The following is a 20,157-nucleotide window of genomic DNA, read 5'->3' on the forward strand; positions in this document are numbered from 1 at the left end:
CCCGGGGGTTCGCGTCCTGTGTCTCCGACCCACGCGGTCGGGTGTGTCGCGCTCCTGCCCACAGAGATATCCGCAACGGATTTCCCTACGAGGGACGCGGCTCACCCGAAAGCAACCGCTGGACCGGGGGCTGAACACCCACCGGGCGCCTGGTCTGCACCCCGCTGACACTTCCCGGAAGATTCCCGTACGTCCGCCCGAGCGCTGCCTTACGGCAGATCGAGCGACGAGTACTGTGGGACTCGCTTCCAGTCCTCCCGACGGGAGGCGCGCAGCATCGGCACTCGACCGAGCAACCCCGCTAGTCTGCCATACGGGGCAGGGGCCTGGCCAATCGAGCCGAGGATCGTACCCCCAAGGTGACGCAGGTCAAACCATGGGCACGTCGCAGGCGCCGCGCACGCCGCCGTCGGGGCATATGCGCCGAAGCGGCCACGGGGCCTTGTCACCCACCGGAGACCGCCGCCGCTCCCCTACCCCCGCCCGATTCCACCGTGCTCGGGGCATGGGGGCAGCGCCAAATGCAATATCCGCAGGGCGGAGGATCGGCCGGGGTCCGCGCTACCGCACCCGCCGTGTCGTCCGGCACGGGAGCCGACGGCACACCGTCCGGGTCCCGGTACCCGGCGTCGATCAGAGGGAGGCGGGTGATCATGTCCGCCTCCCCTCTCTTGGCACTGCGGCGATACCGCCTCTCCGCCCGCTTGTGCAGCCTTCTCTCGGTTCGCGGCGCCGGGCGCGACACCTGGCGGTCGAAATAGATGGTCCGCGCCACGACGAACTGTGCGTCGACGTCATGAAGAAGCGAGGTCATCGCCCTCAAGACCAGTTGCGCGTCAGCCAGCTCCCGTTCACGGCTCACGGCGTGGTCCCCGCCCGAGTCAGCTATCCCGTCGATCTTTTCGCCGAGCTGTCGGATCTTGACCCGGAACCGGCTGACGGCTTGGTCGAAGCGCTGGTGGTCGAAGCGGTACCCGTCGGCCAGCACCTCTCGGAAGCGCGCCTCCTCGAACAGGCGATCACGGAGCTCGGCGTTCCGTTCGGGGGTGATTCCGCGCCGCATCACCTTCAGCGCCTGCTCGCAGTCCTTCTGCGCTGCGGTCGCCGCGCCTCTGACCCGACCGCAGTAGTCACCCATGTTCAACAGGGGCCACTGGTGATCTCCGCCGGGCGCCCGGCCGCGCGACAGGAATGCCACCCAGACCGCGCTCATGGCGGCACCTGCGGTGGAGATCAGCGTCACGACGACTTCGCCCTGCACAGCGCCCCCTCGCGCAGCCGATTCGCTCCCCTGCCGCTTCCCCATCGTAGGCACCCACAACGCCCGTGAGACAGAGGGCAGTTGGAGATCCTGATCCTCATCGCGACGCAGCTCATCCGGCTGACGCTTCACTCTCATCCCGAGTTGTTGCCGGACTCCTTCCTTCGGCCCCGTCGACGCAGAGCCTTCCGGGCGTCACCGACCGCGTACACGAACTCCAGCCGCCACGTCTCCAGCTTGTCCCGAACCCTCGACTCGGCCTTCCACCACTTGAGCCACAGCGGCAGATCGCGGAACGGTACGTAGTCGAGTGTGTCGTCAATGGCGTTTCCGGCGATGCTCCTACGGCCGGGGCCTTCCGCCCGCAGCGCCGCGTACAGCTCCGGCGTCAACGCACCGTTGAGCCGGGCCGCAACACCGGCTGCGGTGAACGCGAAGCCCCGCTGATCGCGATCCGGCAACTGCATCGCCCTGACGATCCGCGGCGACGCTTCCTCCAACGAACAGTTGAAGGCCAGGCCGATCACAGCCGTGCCGAGATGCCCGTTCCCCCGCTCGAAGGCGGCATCCACCTCGGCGGGATCATGGACACGGATCAAACCTTCTCCGGTGTCCCAGTCAGGGCCGGCCGTCATACCGCTCCTTCGTCACTTCCCCTGATGTTCGAGAATGCGGAGCTGCCTCGGATCCGATACCGGGCGACCGTTGAACTCGTCGTCGGTGCGGCCTACCGCGGTGCCGTCCCCGAACTTCAGCACTTGGATCCGCCCCGCAGCGCCCGGGTGATCGGCGCGGGACGTAGGCATCACCTGAAGCTCGACGTGCGCCAACTGTGCTACACCCAGTAGGTGTTCGAGCTGGCGACGAAGCACCATTGTGCCTCCGACCGGACGGCGAAGGGTCACCTCTTCCTGTACGAAGCCGAGTTCCGGCGCCGGTGACCGGTCGAAGACCGCACGCCTGGCAAGTCGCGCGGCCACAGCCCGTTCCAACTCGTCCTGCGACAGACTGGGTCGCCAGGTCGCGAACAACGCCCGCGCATACTCCTCCGTCTGCAACAACCCATGAATGTTGTGGTTGCTGTACAGCAGCTGCTCGACCGCCCTGGCCTCCAACTGGGCCAGTTCGCGCACCCTCTTCGGATACCGAGCCCGCTCCATGTCCTCCGTGAACGCCCTGATGTGCCCCCAGGCGTCAGGATGTCGTCGGCCCTGTGCAGGAACTCCGCCCGAGGAATCCGGGCACCGCGCTCCACCTTGCGGACCAGGTCCTCCCCGTAGCCGAGCGCCTGGCCCAGCTCGACGACGCGCATCCCGGCGGCCTCACGCCACAGCCTGACCTGGCGGCCCGCCGCCTCGACCACCGGGGCGACCTCGTCCTCGGGGCTGACGTCCCGCCCCGGCTCGTCCGTACCGCCGCTGTTCACACCCACCCACCTCCAACGCCCACCGATCCCGCACGGCACCCGGGACAGCCGGGACAGAACGGGACAGTGACCGGACAGTCCACGCGGGCACCCCGCGGGCACCGGAACCCTGCTTCACCGGATCGCGGATCTTCACGTTTCGGAGAACGGCGACGCGGTCGCTCGCGACGTAAAGAGTCTGAAAGTACGGGGGAGAGAACCCCTCCCAACCCCACCAGCCTCCCGGCAGCCGCTCATCACCCGCAAGGGTGACAATCGGCAACTGAGCTGGCTTTCCCGCCCGTTGAGGGGCATATGCTCGCGGCGAACCACAACCGCAGCCCCGCCATCGTGTGAGGCACACGCTCCACCGCGGACATACAACGGCCCCCGGCCGGGACTGGCATCCCGATCGAGGGCCTCACCAACAAGGAAGCACGAACCCTTCCCGATGGATACCCAAAACCTTAGCGCGCCCTCGTGCGCGCAGCCCCTGATTCCCCGGGGCGTCACCCATATCAACGTCCGGCACACCACCCGCTACACGGTGATCGGCAACCATCTCGCCCAGCACCGTGCGCTGTCGCTCACCGCGATCGGGCTCGCCGTCCACATCCAGTCGCTGCCCGCCGGGGCCCGCGTGGACATCAAGTCGCTCGCCGGCCGCTTTCCGGAGGGTGAGACCCGGATCGCCTCCTCCCTGCGGGAGTTGGAGGCGCACGGCTACCTCTCCCGTACGAGAGAACGCCTCCCGAGCGGGCGGGTGGTCACGCACACGGTGTCGCACAATCAGCCGCGGGACCCCAGCAGGCGACACCCCGGAAAAGTCGTACCGCAAGGGCGGTGCACAAACCACCTGCCGGAACACCGGTCGTCCCCCGCCCCCAGGCTCGCCCGCCCTACGGACTCGCCCCCGGCAACCGCCCCACCTCCTCCGGTGGCGCCCCGAGCCCGTCCCCCGGCACCTGTCGAAGACCCTCCGAAGCCTCCGCTTCCCTCCCCGGTGGCGCTGGGCCCGGACGACTTCCGCGTCGCGACCGGCGTCCTCGCCGGCCTGCACCGCCACGACCCCCGTCTCCTCCTCGCCGAACGCGACGTGCGGCGCCTCGCCCCCGCCATCGCCGCCTGGCTGGAACGCGGCGTCGCACCCGAGGCCGTAAGCCACACCCTGACGACCGGCCTCCCCGCCGAGCCGCTCCGCCACCCGGCCGCCCTGCTCGCCCACCGCCTCACGGAGCTGTTGCCACAGCGGACGCCCGCGGCCCCCCGGCTCGCGCCCCGGGCACCACTCCAGAACTGCGACGGCTGCGACCGCGCCTTCCGGGCGGCCGAACCGGGCCACTGCCGCGACTGCCGACGCCGGACCGATCTCCTGGGAGCCGCCCAGCATGAACGCGACGACCCTTGCCCCCGGGCAGATACGAGGAGCGCACGCCATGAGCATCGCCCCTGACAACGCCGGGCGGAACGCCCACCACCTCTACCGGGCGCTACGCCACCCGTAGGGACTTCCTGCACGGCGAGGACGTACCGCTCGCCGAATTGGACCATCCCCACGGTCGGCCTCCCCCGTTACGAGGACATCGCCGCGGACAGCACCGCCCCTCGCCCCCGGCCGTCTGACCCCACCCGCCACCTGGCCCACTCCCCCGCGACACCTCACCCCTCGCGCCGGGACAGTGGAACCATGGCTGAACAGACCACCCTGCTGACCGGGCAGAACCTTCCTCCCGTGCGGGACTGGATCGCGGGGGACGTGAAAGGGAGCGACTTCGATCCCGTGCTGGCGGAGTTGATGCAGGACGGGCCCCTGGCCCGGATCCGGCTGCCGCACGGCGAGGGCTGGGCCTGGCTGGCCACCCGGTACGAGGACGTCCGGATGATCGCCGGCGACCCCCGGTTCAGCCGGGCCGCGGCCGCCGAGCTGCCGATCACCCGCCCCGCACCCACCTTCGAGCCCGACCCCGGGTGCCTGGCCTTCGCCGATCCGCCCGATCACGGCCGGCTGCGCCGTACCGTCGAGGGCGCCTTCGCCGACAGCGCCGTGGAGCGTCTGCGGCCACACGCCCAGCAGATGCTCGACGAGCTGGTGGACGGCATGTTGCACGACGGTCCCCCTGCCGACCTCGTCGAGCGCGTCCTCGAACCCTTCCCCGTCGCCGTCGCCTGCGAGGTCATGGGCGTGCCCTCGGGAGAACGCCGGCAGGTGCAGGCCTGGGTGCGGCACATCGTCTCGACCGACGGCTGCACGGACAGCGCGAAGCGGGCGAAGGAGGCCCTGTCCGCCCTGTACGAGTGGATCGGTGCCACCGTCCGGGAACGGCACGACAGCACGGACGCGGATGTCCTCTCGCTGCTCGGCGCCGCCGTAGGGCGCGGGGACATCAGCGAGGCCGAGGCGGTCGGCATCGCGGGACCGTTCCAGACCGGCGGCGACGCCGTCACCCACACGTGCGGGCAGATGCTGTTCCTCATGCTGACGGACACAGCGTTGTACGAACGGCTCCGCGGGCAGCCCGAGTCCCGTACCGCCGCCGTCGACGAACTGCTGCGCCACATCCCGCACCGCGCGTCCGTCGGCCTCGCCCGTATCGCCCTGGAGGACGTCGATGTGCACGGCGTCCGGATCTCCGCCGGCGAACCGGTCTACGTCTCGTACCTCGCCGCCAACCGCGACCCCGACGTCTTCCCCGACCCCGACCGGCTCGACGTCGACCGGGACGCCGGAGCGCACCTCGCGTTCGGCAGCGGGCCCCACCACTGCGCCGGCGCAGCCTTCGCCCGGATGCAGACCGAGCTGCTGGTCGACACCCTGCTGGACCGGCTGCCCGGACTGCGCCTGGCCGTGCACGTCGACCAGGTGCCGTTCCGCCGGCGCGCGATGGTCCGCGGCCCGCGGAGTCTGCCCGTCCGCTGGTGACCGCGGCACCGGCGTCCGGGCGGGGACGGCGAAAGGGCCCGCACGACCGAAGTCGTACGGGCCCTTTCTGGAGCTCGTGCAGGAGCTACCAGGTCATACGGTCAACAATTACTTGTTGATCTTGGTGACCTGGCCGGCGCCCACGGTCCGGCCACCCTCACGGATGGCGAACTTCAGGCCCTCTTCCATGGCGACGGGCTGGATGAGTTCGACCTTCATCTCAGTGTTGTCGCCCGGCATGACCATCTCGGTGCCCTCGGGGAGGGTCACGACGCCGGTCACGTCCGTGGTGCGGAAGTAGAACTGCGGACGGTAGTTGTTGAAGAAGGGGGTGTGACGGCCACCCTCGTCCTTCGACAGGATGTAGGCCTGGGCCTCGAACTCGGTGTGCGGCGTGACCGAACCGGGCTTGATGATGACCTGGCCGCGCTCGACGTCCTCGCGCTTGATGCCACGGAGGAGCAGGCCGACGTTCTCACCGGCACGACCCTCGTCGAGCAGCTTGCGGAACATCTCGATGCCGGTGACCGTGGTGGTGGTCTTGTCCTGCTTGATGCCGATGAGGTCAACGGTCTCGTTGACCTTCAGGACACCACGCTCGATACGGCCGGTGACGACCGTACCGCGACCGGTGATCGTGAAGACGTCCTCGACGGGCATGAGGAACGGCTTGTCGACGTCACGCTCGGGGGTCGGGATCGACTCGTCGACGGCGGCCATGAGGTCCAGGACCGACTGGCCCCACTCCTTGTCGCCCTCGAGCGCCTTGAGCGCCGAGACCTTGACGACCGGAAGGTCGTCGCCCGGGAACTCGTACTCGGAGAGGAGCTCACGAACCTCGAGCTCGACGAGCTCCAGGATCTCCTCGTCGTCCACCATGTCGGCCTTGTTCAGGGCGACGACGATGTACGGAACGCCGACCTGGCGGGCCAGGAGCACGTGCTCCTTGGTCTGCGGCATCGGGCCGTCGGTCGCGGCGACGACGAGGATGGCGCCGTCCATCTGCGCCGCACCCGTGATCATGTTCTTGATGTAGTCCGCGTGACCGGGGCAGTCGACGTGGGCGTAGTGACGGCCCTCCGTCTGGTACTCGACGTGCGCGATCGAGATCGTGATACCGCGCTGGCGCTCCTCGGGAGCCTTGTCGATCTGATCGAAGGCCGAGGCCTCGTTCAGGTTCGGAAACGCGTCGTGCAGCACCTTGGTAATGGCGGCCGTGAGGGTCGTCTTACCGTGGTCGATGTGACCGATGGTGCCGATGTTGACGTGCGGCTTAGTCCGCTCGAACTTTGCCTTCGCCACTGGGGTCCTCCTGCGGAGTGGTTCTGGTACGCCTTACTCATCGGCGCCAGGTGATCTTTGCTGGGATGCCGCCCGCCGGGGTTTTCCCTCCCGGGTCAGCCCCGGCGGTCGGTGTCAAGCCTAAAGCGTGTAAACGGGGTGTGTTACTCGCCCTTGGCCTTCGCGATGATCTCCTCGGCGACGTTCCTGGGAACCTCGGCGTAGGAGTCGAACTGCATCGAGTAGCTTGCGCGACCCGACGTCTTGCTGCGGAGGTCTCCGACGTAGCCGAACATCTCCGAGAGGGGCACGAGGCCCTTCACGACGCGAGCGCCGCTGCGCTCCTCCATGGCCTGGATCTGGCCACGGCGGGAGTTGAGGTCGCCGATGACATCACCCATCGACTCCTCGGGCGTGGTGACCTCGACGGCCATCATCGGCTCGAGCAGCACGGGGCTGGCCTTGCGCGCGGCCTCCTTGAACGCCTGCGAACCGGCGATCTTGAAGGCGAGCTCGGAGGAGTCGACCTCGTGGTAGCCACCGTCGAGAAGAATGACGCGGACGCCCGTCATCTCGTAGCCGGCCAGGATGCCGAACTGCATGGCCTCCTGCGCACCCGCGTCCACCGACGGGATGTACTCCCGGGGGATGCGGCCACCGGTGACCTTGTTCACGAACTCGTACGCCGGACCGTCGGTCTCGGTGATGGGCTCGATCGCGATCTGCACCTTGGCGAACTGACCGGTACCACCGGTCTGCTTCTTGTGGGTGTAGTCGTGACGCTCGACGGTCTTGCGGATCGTCTCGCGGTAGGCGACCTGCGGCTTACCGACGTTGGCTTCGACCCTGAACTCGCGCTTCATACGGTCGACCAGCACCTCGAGGTGCAGCTCGCCCATACCGCCGAGGATGGTCTGGCCCGTCTCCTCGTCCGAGTGAACGTGGAAGGAGGGGTCCTCCTCCGCGAGACGCTGGATGGCTACACCCAGCTTCTCCTGGTCACCCTTGGACTTGGGCTCGATGGCGACCTGGATGACCGGCGCCGGGAAGTCCATGGACTCCAGGATCACCGGGTTCTTGTCATCACAGAGCGTCTCACCGGTCGTGGTCTGCTTCAGACCCATCACGGCGACGATGTCGCCGGCGCCCACCGCGTCGATCTCCTCACGCTTGTTCGCGTGCATGCGGTAGATCTTGCCGATGCGCTCCTTCTTGCCCTTGACGGAGTTCAGCACCGCGGTGCCGGTCTCCAGGCGGCCCGAGTAAACCCGGACGAAGGTGAGCTTGCCGAGGTGCGGGTCGCTCATGATCTTGAACGCGAGCGCGGAAAGCGGCTCGTCGAACGACGGCTTGCGCTTGATCACGAGCTCCGGGTCCTTCACGTCGTGGCCCTCGATGGCCTCGACGTCAAGCGGAGTCGGGAGGTAGCGCACGACCGCGTCGAGCAGGGGCTGAACGCCCTTGTTCTTGAACGCGGTGCCACAGAACACCGGGGTGACCGTGATGCCCTCGGACTTGCCGGACGCGATGGTGACGCGACGGATCGCGGCGTACAGCTGCTCCTCGGTGGGCTCCTGGCCCTCCAGGAACAGCTCCATGATCTCGTCGTCGTGCTCCGCGACGGTCTCGATCAGCTGGCCGCGGTACAGCTCAGCTGCCTCGACGTGCGTGGCCGGGATGTCGACGACGTCGTACATCTCGCCCTTGGCCGCCTCGGCGGACCACACGAGCGCCTTCATGCGGACGAGGTCCACAACGCCCTGGAAGTCCATCTCGGCACCGATCGGGAGCTGCATGATGATCGGGACAGCGCCGAGGCGGTCCTTGATCATGTCCACGCAGCGGTGGAACTCGGCGCCGGTACGGTCCAGCTTGTTCACGAAGCAGATGCGCGGCACGCCGTAACGGTCGGCCTGACGCCACACCGTCTCGGACTGCGGCTCGACACCGGCGACACCGTCGAACACCGTGACGGCACCGTCGAGGACGCGGAGCGAACGCTCCACCTCGACCGTGAAGTCGACGTGCCCGGGGGTGTCGATGATGTTGATCGTGTAGTCGTCGTCCTCAAGCGGCCAGTGACAGGTGGTGGCAGCAGAGGTGATCGTGATGCCACGCTCCTGCTCCTGCTCCATCCAGTCCATGGTGGCAGCGCCGTCGTGGACCTCACCGATCTTGTAGCTGACGCCGGTGTAGAAGAGGATCCGCTCGGTGGTGGTCGTCTTACCCGCGTCGATATGCGCCATGATCCCGATGTTGCGGACCTTGGCCAGGTCAAGTGAAGTGGTAGCCATAAGGCTTCGGTCTTCTCTCGGTCTCGATGTGGGTAGCGACTACCAGCGGTAGTGCGCGAAGGCCTTGTTGGACTCGGCCATCTTGTGCGTGTCCTCGCGCTTCTTCACAGCGGCACCAAGGCCGTTGGAGGCGTCGAGAAGTTCGTTGAGCAGACGCTCGGTCATGGTCTTCTCGCGACGGGCGCGGGAGTAACCGACGAGCCAGCGCAGCGCGAGCGTGCTGGCGCGACCGGGCTTGACCTCGATCGGCACCTGGTACGTCGCACCGCCGACGCGGCGGGACTTGACTTCGAGGGTCGGCTTGATGTTCTCAAGCGCGCGCTTCAGCGTGATGACCGGGTCGTTGCCCGTCTTCTCACGCAGACCCTCCATGGCGCCGTAAACGATGCGCTCGGCAGTGGAGCGCTTGCCGTTCATCAGCACCTTGTTGATGAGGGAGGTCACCAGAGGGGAACCGTAGACCGGGTCGATGATGACCGGGCGCTTCGGGGCGGGGCCCTTACGAGGCATTTTCTACTTCTCCTTCTTGGCGCCGTAGCGGCTGCGGGCCTGCTTGCGGTTCTTGACACCCTGGGTGTCAAGCGAACCTCGGATGATCTTGTAGCGAACACCCGGCAGGTCCTTCACACGGCCGCCGCGCACGAGCACGATCGAGTGCTCCTGCAGGTTGTGTCCCTCGCCCGGGATGTAAGCGGTGACTTCGATCCCGCTGGTCAAACGCACACGCGCGACCTTACGCAGGGCCGAGTTCGGCTTCTTCGGGGTGGTCGTGAACACACGCGTGCAGACGCCACGACGCTGGGGCGAACCCTCGAGTGCGGGCGTCTTGTTCTTCTCGACCTTGTCCTGCCGGCCCTTCCGGACCAGCTGCTGGATCGTAGGCACTACTTCTCCGGTTTCTGTGTGCCGAATGGTGAAGCTAACCTGGAACACCGCCGACCCACGCGGTCGGGTGTGTCGAACACTGCAGACTCTCGCCGTGAAGCGAGAAGGGCGCAGATTGCGGTGGCCGCTTACGGCTCTCGTTGCGGTTTGAAGGCACGCACCAGAGCCAGGGCACACCCCAGGCACAAGGTCTGAGGGTACCTACCTCATGGACTTCGGTCAAAACAAATGCCGTGGTGCCCGACACGCCGGACTTCTCCCCATCCATTCTGGGCGTTCCCAGACCCTCCCGCAGCTTCGTGGAGGCCCGGAACGGCCAGGTCGGTTGCGCTGTGCGTGAACAGGCCGCGGGATGCTGACCGACTGCCGCCGGCCGGTCACCACGCGTCGACAGCAGTCCGCGTCGCGCCGGGCACCGGCGCGCATGTGCCGGCGCCGCACGCGGCCCCCTCAGCCCCGCTCACCGGCAAGGCCGTACGACGCCGCTGGACCGGCTCTCGCAGCGTCCTCGGCGACCACTGACGACAGCGGGGCCGGGAGCCCTCCTGTCGTCACGGAGCGCCTCCAAGGACGACGCATGCCGGAGGGCGGCCACCCCCACCGGGGATGACCGCCCTCCGTACTACTTGCCTACTGCCTACTGGTTGTACGGACCGTAGTCGTAGTCCTCCAGCGGGACGGCCTGGCCGGAGCCGGTGCCGAACGGCGAGTAGTCGATGTCGTCGTAGCCGACGGCCGAGTACATCGCGGCCTTGGCCTCTTCGGTCGGCTCGACCCGGATGTTGCGGTAGCGGGACAGACCCGTACCGGCCGGGATGAGCTTACCGATGATGACGTTCTCCTTGAGGCCGATCAGGGAGTCGGACTTGGCGTTGATCGCCGCGTCCGTCAGAACCCTGGTCGTCTCCTGGAAGGACGCCGCCGACAGCCACGACTCGGTCGCCAGCGAGGCCTTGGTGATACCCATCAGCTGCGGACGGCCGGAGGCCGGGTGGCCGCCTTCCTGGACCACACGACGGTTCTCGGTCTCGAACTTCGACCGCTCGACCAGCTCGCCGGGCAGCAGCTCCGCGTCGCCCGACTCGATGATCGTCACACGGCGCAGCATCTGCCGGATGATGATCTCGATGTGCTTGTCGTGGATCGACACACCCTGCGAGTTGTAGACCTTCTGGACCTCTCCGACCAGGTGGACCTGGACGGCACGCTGACCCAGGATGCGCAGCACGTCGTGCGGGTTGGTGGCACCCACGGTGAGCTTCTGGCCCACCTCGACGTGCTCGCCCTCGGACACCAGGAGCCGGGCACGCTTGGAGATCGGGAACGCCGTCTCCTCGCTGCCGTCGTCCGGGGTGACCACGAGCTTCTTGGTCTTCTCGGTCTCCTCGATCCGCACGCGGCCGGAGGCCTCGGAGATCGGGGCGACACCCTTCGGCGTACGAGCCTCGAAGAGCTCGACGACACGGGGCAGACCCTGGGTGATGTCGTCACCGGCCACACCACCGGTGTGGAAGGTACGCATCGTCAGCTGGGTACCGGGCTCACCGATGGACTGGGCGGCGATGATGCCGACCGCCTCACCGATGTCGACCAGCTTGCCGGTGGCCAGCGAACGGCCGTAGCACATGGCACAGGTGCCGACGGCGGACTCGCAGGTCAGGACCGAGCGGGTCTTGACCTCCTCGATGCCGTGCTTGACGAGCTCGTCGATGAGGACGTCGCCGAGGTCGGTGTTGGCCGGGGCCAGCACCTTGCCGTCGACGGTGATGTCCTCGGCCAGCGCACGTGCGTACACGCTGGTCTCGACGTTCTCCGTCTTGCGCAGCACACCGTCGGCGCCGCGCTCGGCGATCGCCAGCTTGAGGCCACGGTCGGTGCCGCAGTCCTCTTCGCGGATGATGACGTCCTGCGAGACGTCCACGAGACGACGGGTGAGGTAACCCGAGTCGGCGGTACGCAGAGCGGTGTCCGCCAGACCCTTACGGGCACCGTGGGTCGAGATGAAGTACTCCAGCACCGACAGGCCTTCACGGAAGGAGGCCTTGATGGGGCGCGGGATCGTCTCGTTCTTGGCGTTGGACACCAGACCACGCATACCGGCGATCTGACGCATCTGCATCATGTTGCCTCGTGCGCCCGAGTTCACCATCATCGAAACCGGGTTGGTCTTCGGGAAGTTCGCGTTCATCGCCTCGGCAACCTCGTTGGTCGCCTTGGTCCAGATCGCGATGAGCTCCTGCGTGCGCTCTTCCTTGGTGATCAGACCACGCTCGTACTGCTTCTGGACCTTCTCGTCCTGGTCCTCGTAGCCCTTGACGATCGCGCGCTTCGCGTCGGGAACGACGATGTCGGAGATGGCCACGGTGACACCGGAACGGGTCGCCCAGAAGAAGCCGGCCGCCTTCAGGTTGTCGAGCGTCGCCGCCACGATGACCTTGGGGTAGCGCTCGGCGAGGTCGTTGACGATCTCCGAGAGCTGCTTCTTGCCGATCTCGTAGTCGACGAACGGGTAGTCCTCGGGCAGCAGCTCGTTGAAGAGCGCGCGGCCCAGGGTCGTCCGCAGGCGGAAGGTGTCACCCTGCTGCCACTCCGGCTCGCTCTCCTCGCGGGCCGGCGGGGTCCAGCCGCGCGGCGGGATGGTGCCCACCGGGAAGCGGATGTCCACGCGCGACTGCAGCGAGAGCTCGCCGGCGTCGAACGCCATGATCGCCTCGGCCACGGAAGCGAAGGAGCGGTCCTCGCCCTTCACGTTCCGCAGGTCGCCGTCGGTGGTCAGGAAGAACAGACCGAGGACCATGTCCTGGGTCGGCATCGTGACCGGGCGGCCGTCGGCCGGCTTGAGGATGTTGTTCGAGGACAGCATCAGGATGCGGGCCTCGGCCTGCGCCTCCGCGGAGAGCGGCAGGTGGACGGCCATCTGGTCACCGTCGAAGTCCGCGTTGAACGCGGTGCAGACGAGCGGGTGGATCTGGATGGCCTTGCCCTCGACCAGCTGCGGCTCGAAGGCCTGGATGCCGAGGCGGTGCAGCGTCGGCGCACGGTTCAGCAGAACCGGGTGCTCGGCGATGACCTCTTCCAGGACGTCGTACACGACCGTGCGGCCGCGCTCGACCATCCGCTTGGCGCTCTTGATGTTCTGCGCGTGGTTCAGGTCGACCAGGCGCTTCATCACGAACGGCTTGAAGAGCTCCAGCGCCATGGCCTTCGGCAGACCACACTGGTGCAGCTTCAGCTGCGGACCGACGACGATCACGGAACGCGCGGAGTAGTCCACACGCTTGCCGAGCAGGTTCTGACGGAATCGACCCTGCTTGCCCTTGAGCATGTCGGACAGCGACTTCAGCGGACGGTTGCCGGGGCCCGTCACCGGGCGGCCACGACGGCCGTTGTCGAAGAGCGCGTCGACGGCCTCCTGGAGCATGCGCTTCTCGTTGTTCACGATGATCTCGGGGGCACCGAGGTCGAGAAGGCGCTTCAGGCGGTTGTTGCGGTTGATCACACGGCGGTACAGGTCGTTCAGGTCGGAGGTCGCGAAGCGGCCACCGTCCAGCTGCACCATCGGGCGAAGGTCCGGCGGGATGACCGGCACGCAGTCGAGCACCATGCCCTTGGGGCTGTTGCTGGTCTGCAGGAACGCGGAGACGACCTTGAGGCGCTTGAGCGCACGGGTCTTCTTCTGGCCCTTGCCGGTGCGGATGATCTCGCGGAGGCGCTCGGCCTCCTCGTCCAGGTCGAAGGACTCGAGGCGCTTCTGCAGCGCCGCGGCACCCATCGATCCGTCGAAGTACGTGCCGAAGCGGTCACGCAGCTCGCGGTAGAGGAGCTCGTCGCCCTCCAGGTCCTGGACCTTGAGGTTCTTGAAGCGGGTCCACACCTCGTCGAGACGGTCGATCTCGCGCTGCGCACGGTCGCGCAGCTGCTTCATCTCACGCTCGGCACCTTCGCGCACCTTGCGGCGCACGTCGGCCTTCGCACCCTCGGCCTCAAGCTCGGCCAGGTCGGTCTCGAGCTTCTTGGCGCGGGCTTCGAGGTCGGAGTCGCGACGGTTCTCGACCTGCTGACGCTCGACGGAGACGTGCGCCTCCAGCGAGGGCAGGTCACGCGTACGACGCTCGTCGTCGACGTACGTGATCATGTACGCGGCGAAGTAGATGACCTTCTCGAGGTCCTTCGGGGCGAGGTCGAGCAGGTAGCCCAGCCGCGACGGAACGCCCTTGAAGTACCAGATGTGGGTGACGGGAGCGGCAAGCTCGATGTGGCCCATCCGCTCACGGCGCACCTTGGCGCGCGTGACCTCGACGCCACAGCGCTCACAGATGATGCCCTTGAAGCGGACGCGCTTGTACTTGCCGCAGTAGCACTCCCAGTCCCGGGTCGGACCGAAGATCTTCTCGCAGAAGAGTCCGTCCTTCTCGGGCTTGAGGGTGCGGTAGTTGATGGTCTCAGGCTTCTTGACCTCGCCGTGGCTCCACTGACGGATGTCGTCAGCGGTGGCCAGACCGATCCGGAGCTCATCGAAGAAGTTGACGTCGAGCACTATGCGTCAATCCCTCTCAGGGTTGTAAGTCTTAGGGGTCTGATACGGGGGTCCTGGGGCCGGCGGGCCTTGATCACCTTTTCCACAGGCGGTCAAGGCCCGGCCGGACTCCCGTCAGACCTCTTCGACGCTGCTCGGCTCGCGCCGGGACAGGTCGATGCCGAGCTCCTCCGCCGCGCGGAAGACGTCCTCGTCGGTGTCACGCATTTCGATGGACATGCCGTCGCTGGACAGCACCTCCACGTTGAGGCAGAGGGACTGCATCTCCTTGATGAGCACCTTGAAGGACTCGGGGATGCCGGGCTCAGGGATGTTCTCGCCCTTGACGATGGCCTCGTAGACCTTCACGCGGCCGGTGACGTCGTCGGACTTGATCGTCAGGAGCTCCTGGAGGGCGTAAGCGGCGCCGTACGCCTCCAGCGCCCACACCTCCATCTCACCGAAGCGCTGACCACCGAACTGAGCCTTACCACCCAGCGGCTGCTGGGTGATCATCGAGTACGGACCGGTCGAACGGGCGTGCAGCTTGTCGTCGACCAGGTGGTGGAGCTTGAGGATGTACATGTAGCCGATCGAGACCGGCTCCGGGAACGGCTCGCCGGAGCGGCCGTCGAACAACGGTGCCTTGCCGGACGGGAGGACCAGACGGTCGCCGTCGCGGTTGGGCAGCGTGTGCTCGAAGAGACCCGCGAGCTCGTCCTCACGCGCACCGTCGAAGACGGGGGTGGCGACGTTGGTGCCCGGTGCGACCTGGTCGGCTCCGATGGACTGCAGGCGCTGAGCCCAGTCGTCCGAGAGACCGGAGACGTCCCAGCCGCGGCTGGCGAGCCAGCCGAGGTGGATCTCCAGGACCTGTCCCGGGTTCATTCGGGACGGGACACCCAGCGGGTTGAGGATGATGTCGACCGGGGTGCCGTCCTCCAGGAACGGCATGTCCTCGATCGGCAGGATCTTCGAGATGACACCCTTGTTGCCGTGACGGCCGGCGAGCTTGTCACCGTCCGTGATCTTGCGCTTCTGCGCCACGTAGACACGAACCAGCTGGTTCACGCCCGGCGGCAGCTCGTCGCCCTCTTCACGGTCGAAGACGCGTACGCCGATGACCTTGCCGATCTCGCCGTGCGGGACCTTCAGCGAGGTGTCACGGACCTCACGGGCCTTCTCACCGAAGATCGCGCGCAGCAGGCGCTCCTCCGGCGTCAGCTCGGTCTCGCCCTTGGGCGTGACCTTGCCGACGAGGATGTCGCCGGCGACGACCTCGGCACCGATACGGATGATGCCGCGCTCGTCGAGGTCGGCGAGGACCTCTTCGGAGACGTTCGGGATGTCCCGGGTGATCTCCTCCGGGCCGAGCTTGGTGTCACGGGCGTCGACCTCGTGCTCCTCGATGTGGATCGAGGAGAGGACGTCGTCCTGCACGAGGCGCTGCGACAGGATGATCGCGTCCTCGTAGTTGTGACCCTCCCACGGCATGAACGCCACGAGCAGGTTCTTGCCCAGCGCCATCTCGCCGTCCTCGGTCGCGGGACCGTCGGCCAGGACCTGGCCCTCGATCACGCGGGCGCCCTCGTCCACCACAACCTTCTGGTTGACGGAGGTGCCCTGGTTCGACCGGGAGAACTTGTGCAGGCGGTACGTGGTGTACGTGCCGTCGTCGTTGGCGGTGGTGATGTAGTCCGCGGAGACCTCCTGGACCACACCGTCCTTCTCCGACTTCAGGACGTCACCGGCGTCGACCGCGCAGCGGTACTCCATGCCGGTGCCGACCAGCGGCGCCTCGGACTTGATGAGCGGAACGGCCTGACGCATCATGTTCGCGCCCATGAGGGCACGGTTGGCGTCGTCGTGCTCCAGGAACGGGATCATCGCGGTCGCGACCGACACCATCTGGCGCGGGGAGACGTCCATGTAGTCGACGTCGTCACCGGGGACGTAGTCGACCTCTCCGCCACGACGGCGGACCAGGACGCGGGACTCCTCGAAGCGGAACTCCTCCGTCAGCGGCGCGTTGGCCTGCGCGATGACGAATCGGTCCTCTTCGTCGGCCGTCAGGTAGTCGACCTCGTCGGTGACGAAGCCGCCCGTGACCCTGCGGTACGGGGTCTCGACGAAACCGAACGCGTTGACCCGGCCGTAGGAGGCGAGCGAGCCGATCAGGCCGATGTTCGGGCCTTCGGGGGTCTCGATCGGGCACATGCGGCCGTAGTGCGACGGGTGCACGTCACGGACCTCGAAGCCGGCCCGCTCACGGGACAGACCACCCGGGCCAAGCGCCGACAGACGGCGCTTGTGGGTGAGACCCGACAGCGGGTTGTTCTGGTCCATGAACTGCGACAGCTGGCTGGTGCCGAAGAACTCCTTGATGGAGGCGACGACCGGCCGGATGTTGATCAGGGTCTGCGGCGTGATCGCCTCGACGTCCTGAGTCGTCATGCGCTCGCGGACGACGCGCTCCATACGAGCCAGACCCGTGCGGACCTGGTTCTGGATGAGCTCGCCGACGTTGCGCAGACGACGGTTGCCGAAGTGGTCGATGTCGTCGGTCTCGACGACGATCGAGGTGCCGTTGTCACCAACGGTCTCGGTCTCACCGGCGTGCAGCTTCACCAGGTACTTGATCGACGAGATGATGTCCTCGACGGTCAGGATCCCGGCGTCGAGCGGCGCGGTTCCGGCCAGCTTCTTGTTGACCTTGTACCGGCCGACCTTGGCGAGGTCGTAGCGCTTCGGGTTGAAGTAGAGGTTCTCCAGAAGCGTCTGCGCGGCCTCGCGGGTCGGCGGTTCGCCCGGACGCAGCTTGCGGTAGATGTCGAGCAGCGCGTCGTCCTGGCCCTGGGTGTGGTCCTTCTCCAGGGTGGCGCGCATCGACTCGTACTCGCCGAACTCCTCGAGGATGCGCTCGGTGGTCCAGCCGAGAGCCTTCAGGAGAACGGTGACGGACTGCTTGCGCTTGCGGTCGATGCGGACACCGACCATGTCGCGCTTGTCGATCTCCATCTCCAGCCAGGCACCCCGGGACGGGATGACCTTGGTCGAGAAGATGTCCTTGTCGGACGTCTTGTCGATGGAGGAGTCGAAGTAGACACCCGGCGAGCGGACCAGCTGCGACACGACGACACGCTCGGTGCCGTTGATGACGAAGGTGCCCTTGTTGGTCATGAGCGGGAAGTCGCCCATGAAGACCGTCTGGGACTTGATCTCGCCGGTCTCGTTGTTGGTGAACTCGGCGGTGACGAAGAGCGGGGCCGCGTACGTGAAGTCGCGGTCCTTGCACTCGTCGATGGAGTTCTTCGGAGGCTCGAAGCGGTGGTCGCGGAACGTCAGCGACATCGACCCACTGAAGTCCTCGATCGGGGAGATCTCCTCGAAGATCTCCTCCAGACCGGACTTGGTGGGGACGTCCTGTCCACTGTCCAGAGCCGCCTCGACACGAGCCTTCCACGCGTCGTTTCCGAGCAGCCAGTCGAAGCTCTCGGTTTGCAGCGCAAGAAGGTTCGGAACCTCGAGGGGCTCCTTGATCTTTGCAAAGGAGATGCGCAGCGGGGCGGTGCTGGCGCCGTTGTTCGTATTCGCGGTCGAGGCAGTGCGCGAGGCGGCCAAGAGGGGGTCCTTCCGAGGGCTCGGACTCACTACGCGCGTACCGGTCCCATGTCGGACACAGCATCGGGCCTTTCTCTGTCCGGCCGGATAAGGCCAGGTCAGAGATGATCCGATCGTCGATGCTCCAGCATGGGTATGCCCCTGGTGACGGGCAGGAGGCAGCTAACAGGCAGCGCAAAGGGTCAGTGTAGCCACTAGGCCCACTGATGTCCAGTCCCGGTTTTTGAGACCCTCTTCGTCGTCCTCAACACCTGCCGCAAGCCATGCCCTCGATGCACATCGATACTGCCCTCTTCGCCGCCGATCCATGCCTCGGATACGGATCGTTGTGACGACGCGTCCTGAGAATTGCGCGCTGCGTGCGGTTCGTCAAGGCCCCCCAGGCCCAAAGCGTGTGCCGCGATCGTCACGTCCGGCCCGTCCCGCAACCCGTCTCTCTGCCTGTCACAGGGCTGCGGGGGCACAACGAAGATCACCATACTCGTCGTGACCTGCAGTGCAAGGCAGCCGCTTCGGGGACCCCCGGCAACGCCGAAGAGCGACCACCCAGTTGGGTGATCGCTCTTCGGTGCGTCAGCGTTACAGCGCTACACGAGCGGCTGTGACAGCTTCACAGGAGCCCTTGAGAGGCTCGTCGAGTTACTTGACCTCGACGGAGGCGCCGGCGCCCTTGAGGGACTCGGCAGCCTTCTCGGCGGCCTCCTTGGCGACCTTCTCGAGGACCGGCTTCGGAGCGCCGTCGACGAGGTCCTTGGCCTCCTTCAGACCCAGCGAGGTGAGCTCACGCACGACCTTGATGACCTGGATCTTCTTCTCGCCGGCACCCGTGAGGATGACGTCGAACTCGTCCTGCTCCTCAGCGGCCTCAGCGGCGGCGGCGGGGCCGGCCGGGGCAGCGGCAACCGCGGCGGCGGCGGTGACGTCGAACTTCTCCTCGAAGGCCTTCACGAACTCGGAGAGCTCGATGAGGGTGAGGTTCTCGAACTGCGCGAGCAGCTCTTCCTGGGACAGCTTCGCCATGATGGCGTCCTTCCACTTATTCGGCAGGTGCCGGTATGTACTGGTGAGGCGGGCGTACGTTCGGCCCGCTGCGACCGTCGCCTCAGGCGGCGGTCAATGCGCGAGCCGAATTACTCGGCACCGCCCTGCTCGGCCTGCTTGGCACGAAGCGCCTCCGCGGTGCGGACGAACTTCGAGGGGAGCGCCTGGAAGAGCTGAGCAGTCTGCGTCTGCTTGCCCTTGAAGGCACCCGCCAGCTTGGCGAGCAGAACCTCGCGGGACTCGAGGTCCGCAAGCTTCTTGATCTCGTCGGCGGACAGCGCCTTGCCGTCAAGGACACCGCCCTTGATGACGAGGTTCGGGTTGTCCTTGGCGAAGTCACGAAGACCCTTCGCCGACGTCACCGGGTCACCGGTGATGAAGGCGACCGCCGTCGGACCGTTGAACAGGTCGTCGAGCGTAGAGATTCCGGCCTCGTTGGCCGCAATCTTGGTCAGCGTGTTCTTCACCACGGCGTACTGGGCGTCTTCACCGAGCGAACGACGCAGCGTCTTGAGCTGCGCCACGGTGAGACCCCGGTACTCGGTCAGCACGGCGGCGTTCGAGCTGCGGAACTGGTCCGCGAGCTCGGCTACCGCGGCAGCCTTGTCGGGCCTTGCCATAGAGCGTGGCCTCCTTCCGGGTGATGAGGACCGCTCAGAAGGGGCCGACAAAACAAAACGCCCCGGCGCAGGCGCACGGGGCGTAGCTCTACCGGATGATCCGCACGCGTGGCAGCGGGTTCCGGGAACATGTCCACAGTCACCTACGCGGGTCGTCCGCAGTTTCAGCGGATCCTTCGGCCGTCACGCCCTCTGATGAGAACGAGGCAGCGACCAGCGGTCTTTGGCTTCTCGAGGAGAATACGTGAAACGAACTCCGGGAAGCAAATCCGGCCGAACGGCCCAGTAGCACCGGGCGCCGGCCGGACCCGCT

12 protein-coding genes and 1 pseudogene are annotated in these 20,157 nt (G+C 66.8%); 2 read left to right on the forward strand and 11 right to left on the reverse strand.

The window, feature by feature from the left end; genetic code table 11:
- Nucleotides 1-445: 445 nt before the first annotated feature.
- The 3 genes and pseudogenes from ACIRQH_RS39275 to ACIRQH_RS39285 all read right to left on the reverse strand — a co-directional run.
- Complete coding sequence (locus tag ACIRQH_RS39275) at nucleotides 446-1,261, reverse strand: hypothetical protein (protein WP_404230229.1); 816 nt, start codon at nucleotides 1,259-1,261, stop codon at nucleotides 446-448.
- Between the two features lie 134 nt (nucleotides 1,262-1,395).
- Complete coding sequence (locus tag ACIRQH_RS39280; RefSeq protein WP_404230232.1) at nucleotides 1,396-1,896, reverse strand: hypothetical protein; 501 nt, start codon at nucleotides 1,894-1,896, stop codon at nucleotides 1,396-1,398.
- A gap of 27 nt (nucleotides 1,897-1,923) precedes the next feature.
- A pseudogene (locus ACIRQH_RS39285) lies at nucleotides 1,924-2,693 on the reverse strand (helix-turn-helix domain-containing protein); the annotation flags it as partial.
- Between the two features lie 424 nt (nucleotides 2,694-3,117).
- Here ACIRQH_RS39285 and ACIRQH_RS39290 point away from each other — a divergent pair.
- Nucleotides 3,118-4,119, forward strand: coding sequence for a helix-turn-helix domain-containing protein (locus tag ACIRQH_RS39290; RefSeq protein ID WP_404230235.1), 1,002 nt, complete (start codon nucleotides 3,118-3,120; stop codon nucleotides 4,117-4,119).
- A 234-nt stretch (nucleotides 4,120-4,353) separates the two neighbouring features.
- A complete protein-coding gene (locus ACIRQH_RS39295; RefSeq protein WP_358821064.1) occupies nucleotides 4,354-5,586 on the forward strand; it encodes a cytochrome P450 in 1,233 nt (410 codons plus the stop codon).
- Between the two features lie 108 nt (nucleotides 5,587-5,694).
- Here ACIRQH_RS39295 and tuf read toward each other — a convergent pair whose 3' ends face one another.
- The 8 genes from tuf to rplJ all read right to left on the reverse strand — a co-directional run bounded on the left by tuf (nucleotide 5,695) and on the right by rplJ (nucleotide 19,844).
- Nucleotides 5,695-6,888 (reverse strand): elongation factor Tu, encoded by a 1,194-nt coding sequence (gene tuf / locus ACIRQH_RS39300; RefSeq protein ID WP_358821065.1) that lies wholly within the window; start codon nucleotides 6,886-6,888, stop codon nucleotides 5,695-5,697.
- A gap of 143 nt (nucleotides 6,889-7,031) precedes the next feature.
- Nucleotides 7,032-9,161: an elongation factor G gene (gene fusA / locus ACIRQH_RS39305; protein ID WP_388878739.1), complete on the reverse strand. Its 2,130-nt coding sequence runs from the start codon at nucleotides 9,159-9,161 to the stop codon at nucleotides 7,032-7,034.
- A gap of 39 nt (nucleotides 9,162-9,200) precedes the next feature.
- Nucleotides 9,201-9,671, reverse strand: a complete 471-nt coding sequence (rpsG, locus tag ACIRQH_RS39310) for a 30S ribosomal protein S7 (RefSeq protein WP_055517367.1) — start codon at nucleotides 9,669-9,671, stop codon at nucleotides 9,201-9,203.
- Between the two features lie 3 nt (nucleotides 9,672-9,674).
- Entirely contained in the window at nucleotides 9,675-10,046 is a 372-nt protein-coding gene (gene rpsL, locus ACIRQH_RS39315) for a 30S ribosomal protein S12 (protein WP_003948652.1), read from the reverse strand.
- Between the two features lie 637 nt (nucleotides 10,047-10,683).
- Nucleotides 10,684-14,583 (reverse strand): DNA-directed RNA polymerase subunit beta', encoded by a 3,900-nt coding sequence (locus ACIRQH_RS39320; RefSeq protein WP_358821067.1) that lies wholly within the window; start codon nucleotides 14,581-14,583, stop codon nucleotides 10,684-10,686.
- A gap of 114 nt (nucleotides 14,584-14,697) precedes the next feature.
- Nucleotides 14,698-18,183, reverse strand: coding sequence for a DNA-directed RNA polymerase subunit beta (gene rpoB / locus ACIRQH_RS39325; protein WP_358821068.1), 3,486 nt, complete (start codon nucleotides 18,181-18,183; stop codon nucleotides 14,698-14,700).
- A 639-nt stretch (nucleotides 18,184-18,822) separates the two neighbouring features.
- Complete coding sequence (rplL, locus tag ACIRQH_RS39330) at nucleotides 18,823-19,203, reverse strand: 50S ribosomal protein L7/L12 (protein WP_164373165.1); 381 nt, start codon at nucleotides 19,201-19,203, stop codon at nucleotides 18,823-18,825.
- A 110-nt stretch (nucleotides 19,204-19,313) separates the two neighbouring features.
- Nucleotides 19,314-19,844 carry a 50S ribosomal protein L10 gene (gene rplJ, locus ACIRQH_RS39335; RefSeq protein WP_164373166.1) on the reverse strand — a complete coding sequence of 177 codons (531 nt, stop codon included), beginning with the start codon at nucleotides 19,842-19,844 and terminating at the stop codon, nucleotides 19,314-19,316.
- Nucleotides 19,845-20,157: the final 313 nt, after the last annotated feature.

The sequence above is a fragment of the Streptomyces sp. NPDC102279 genome (assembly GCF_044766365.1).
GTDB lineage: Bacteria > Actinomycetota > Actinomycetes > Streptomycetales > Streptomycetaceae > Streptomyces.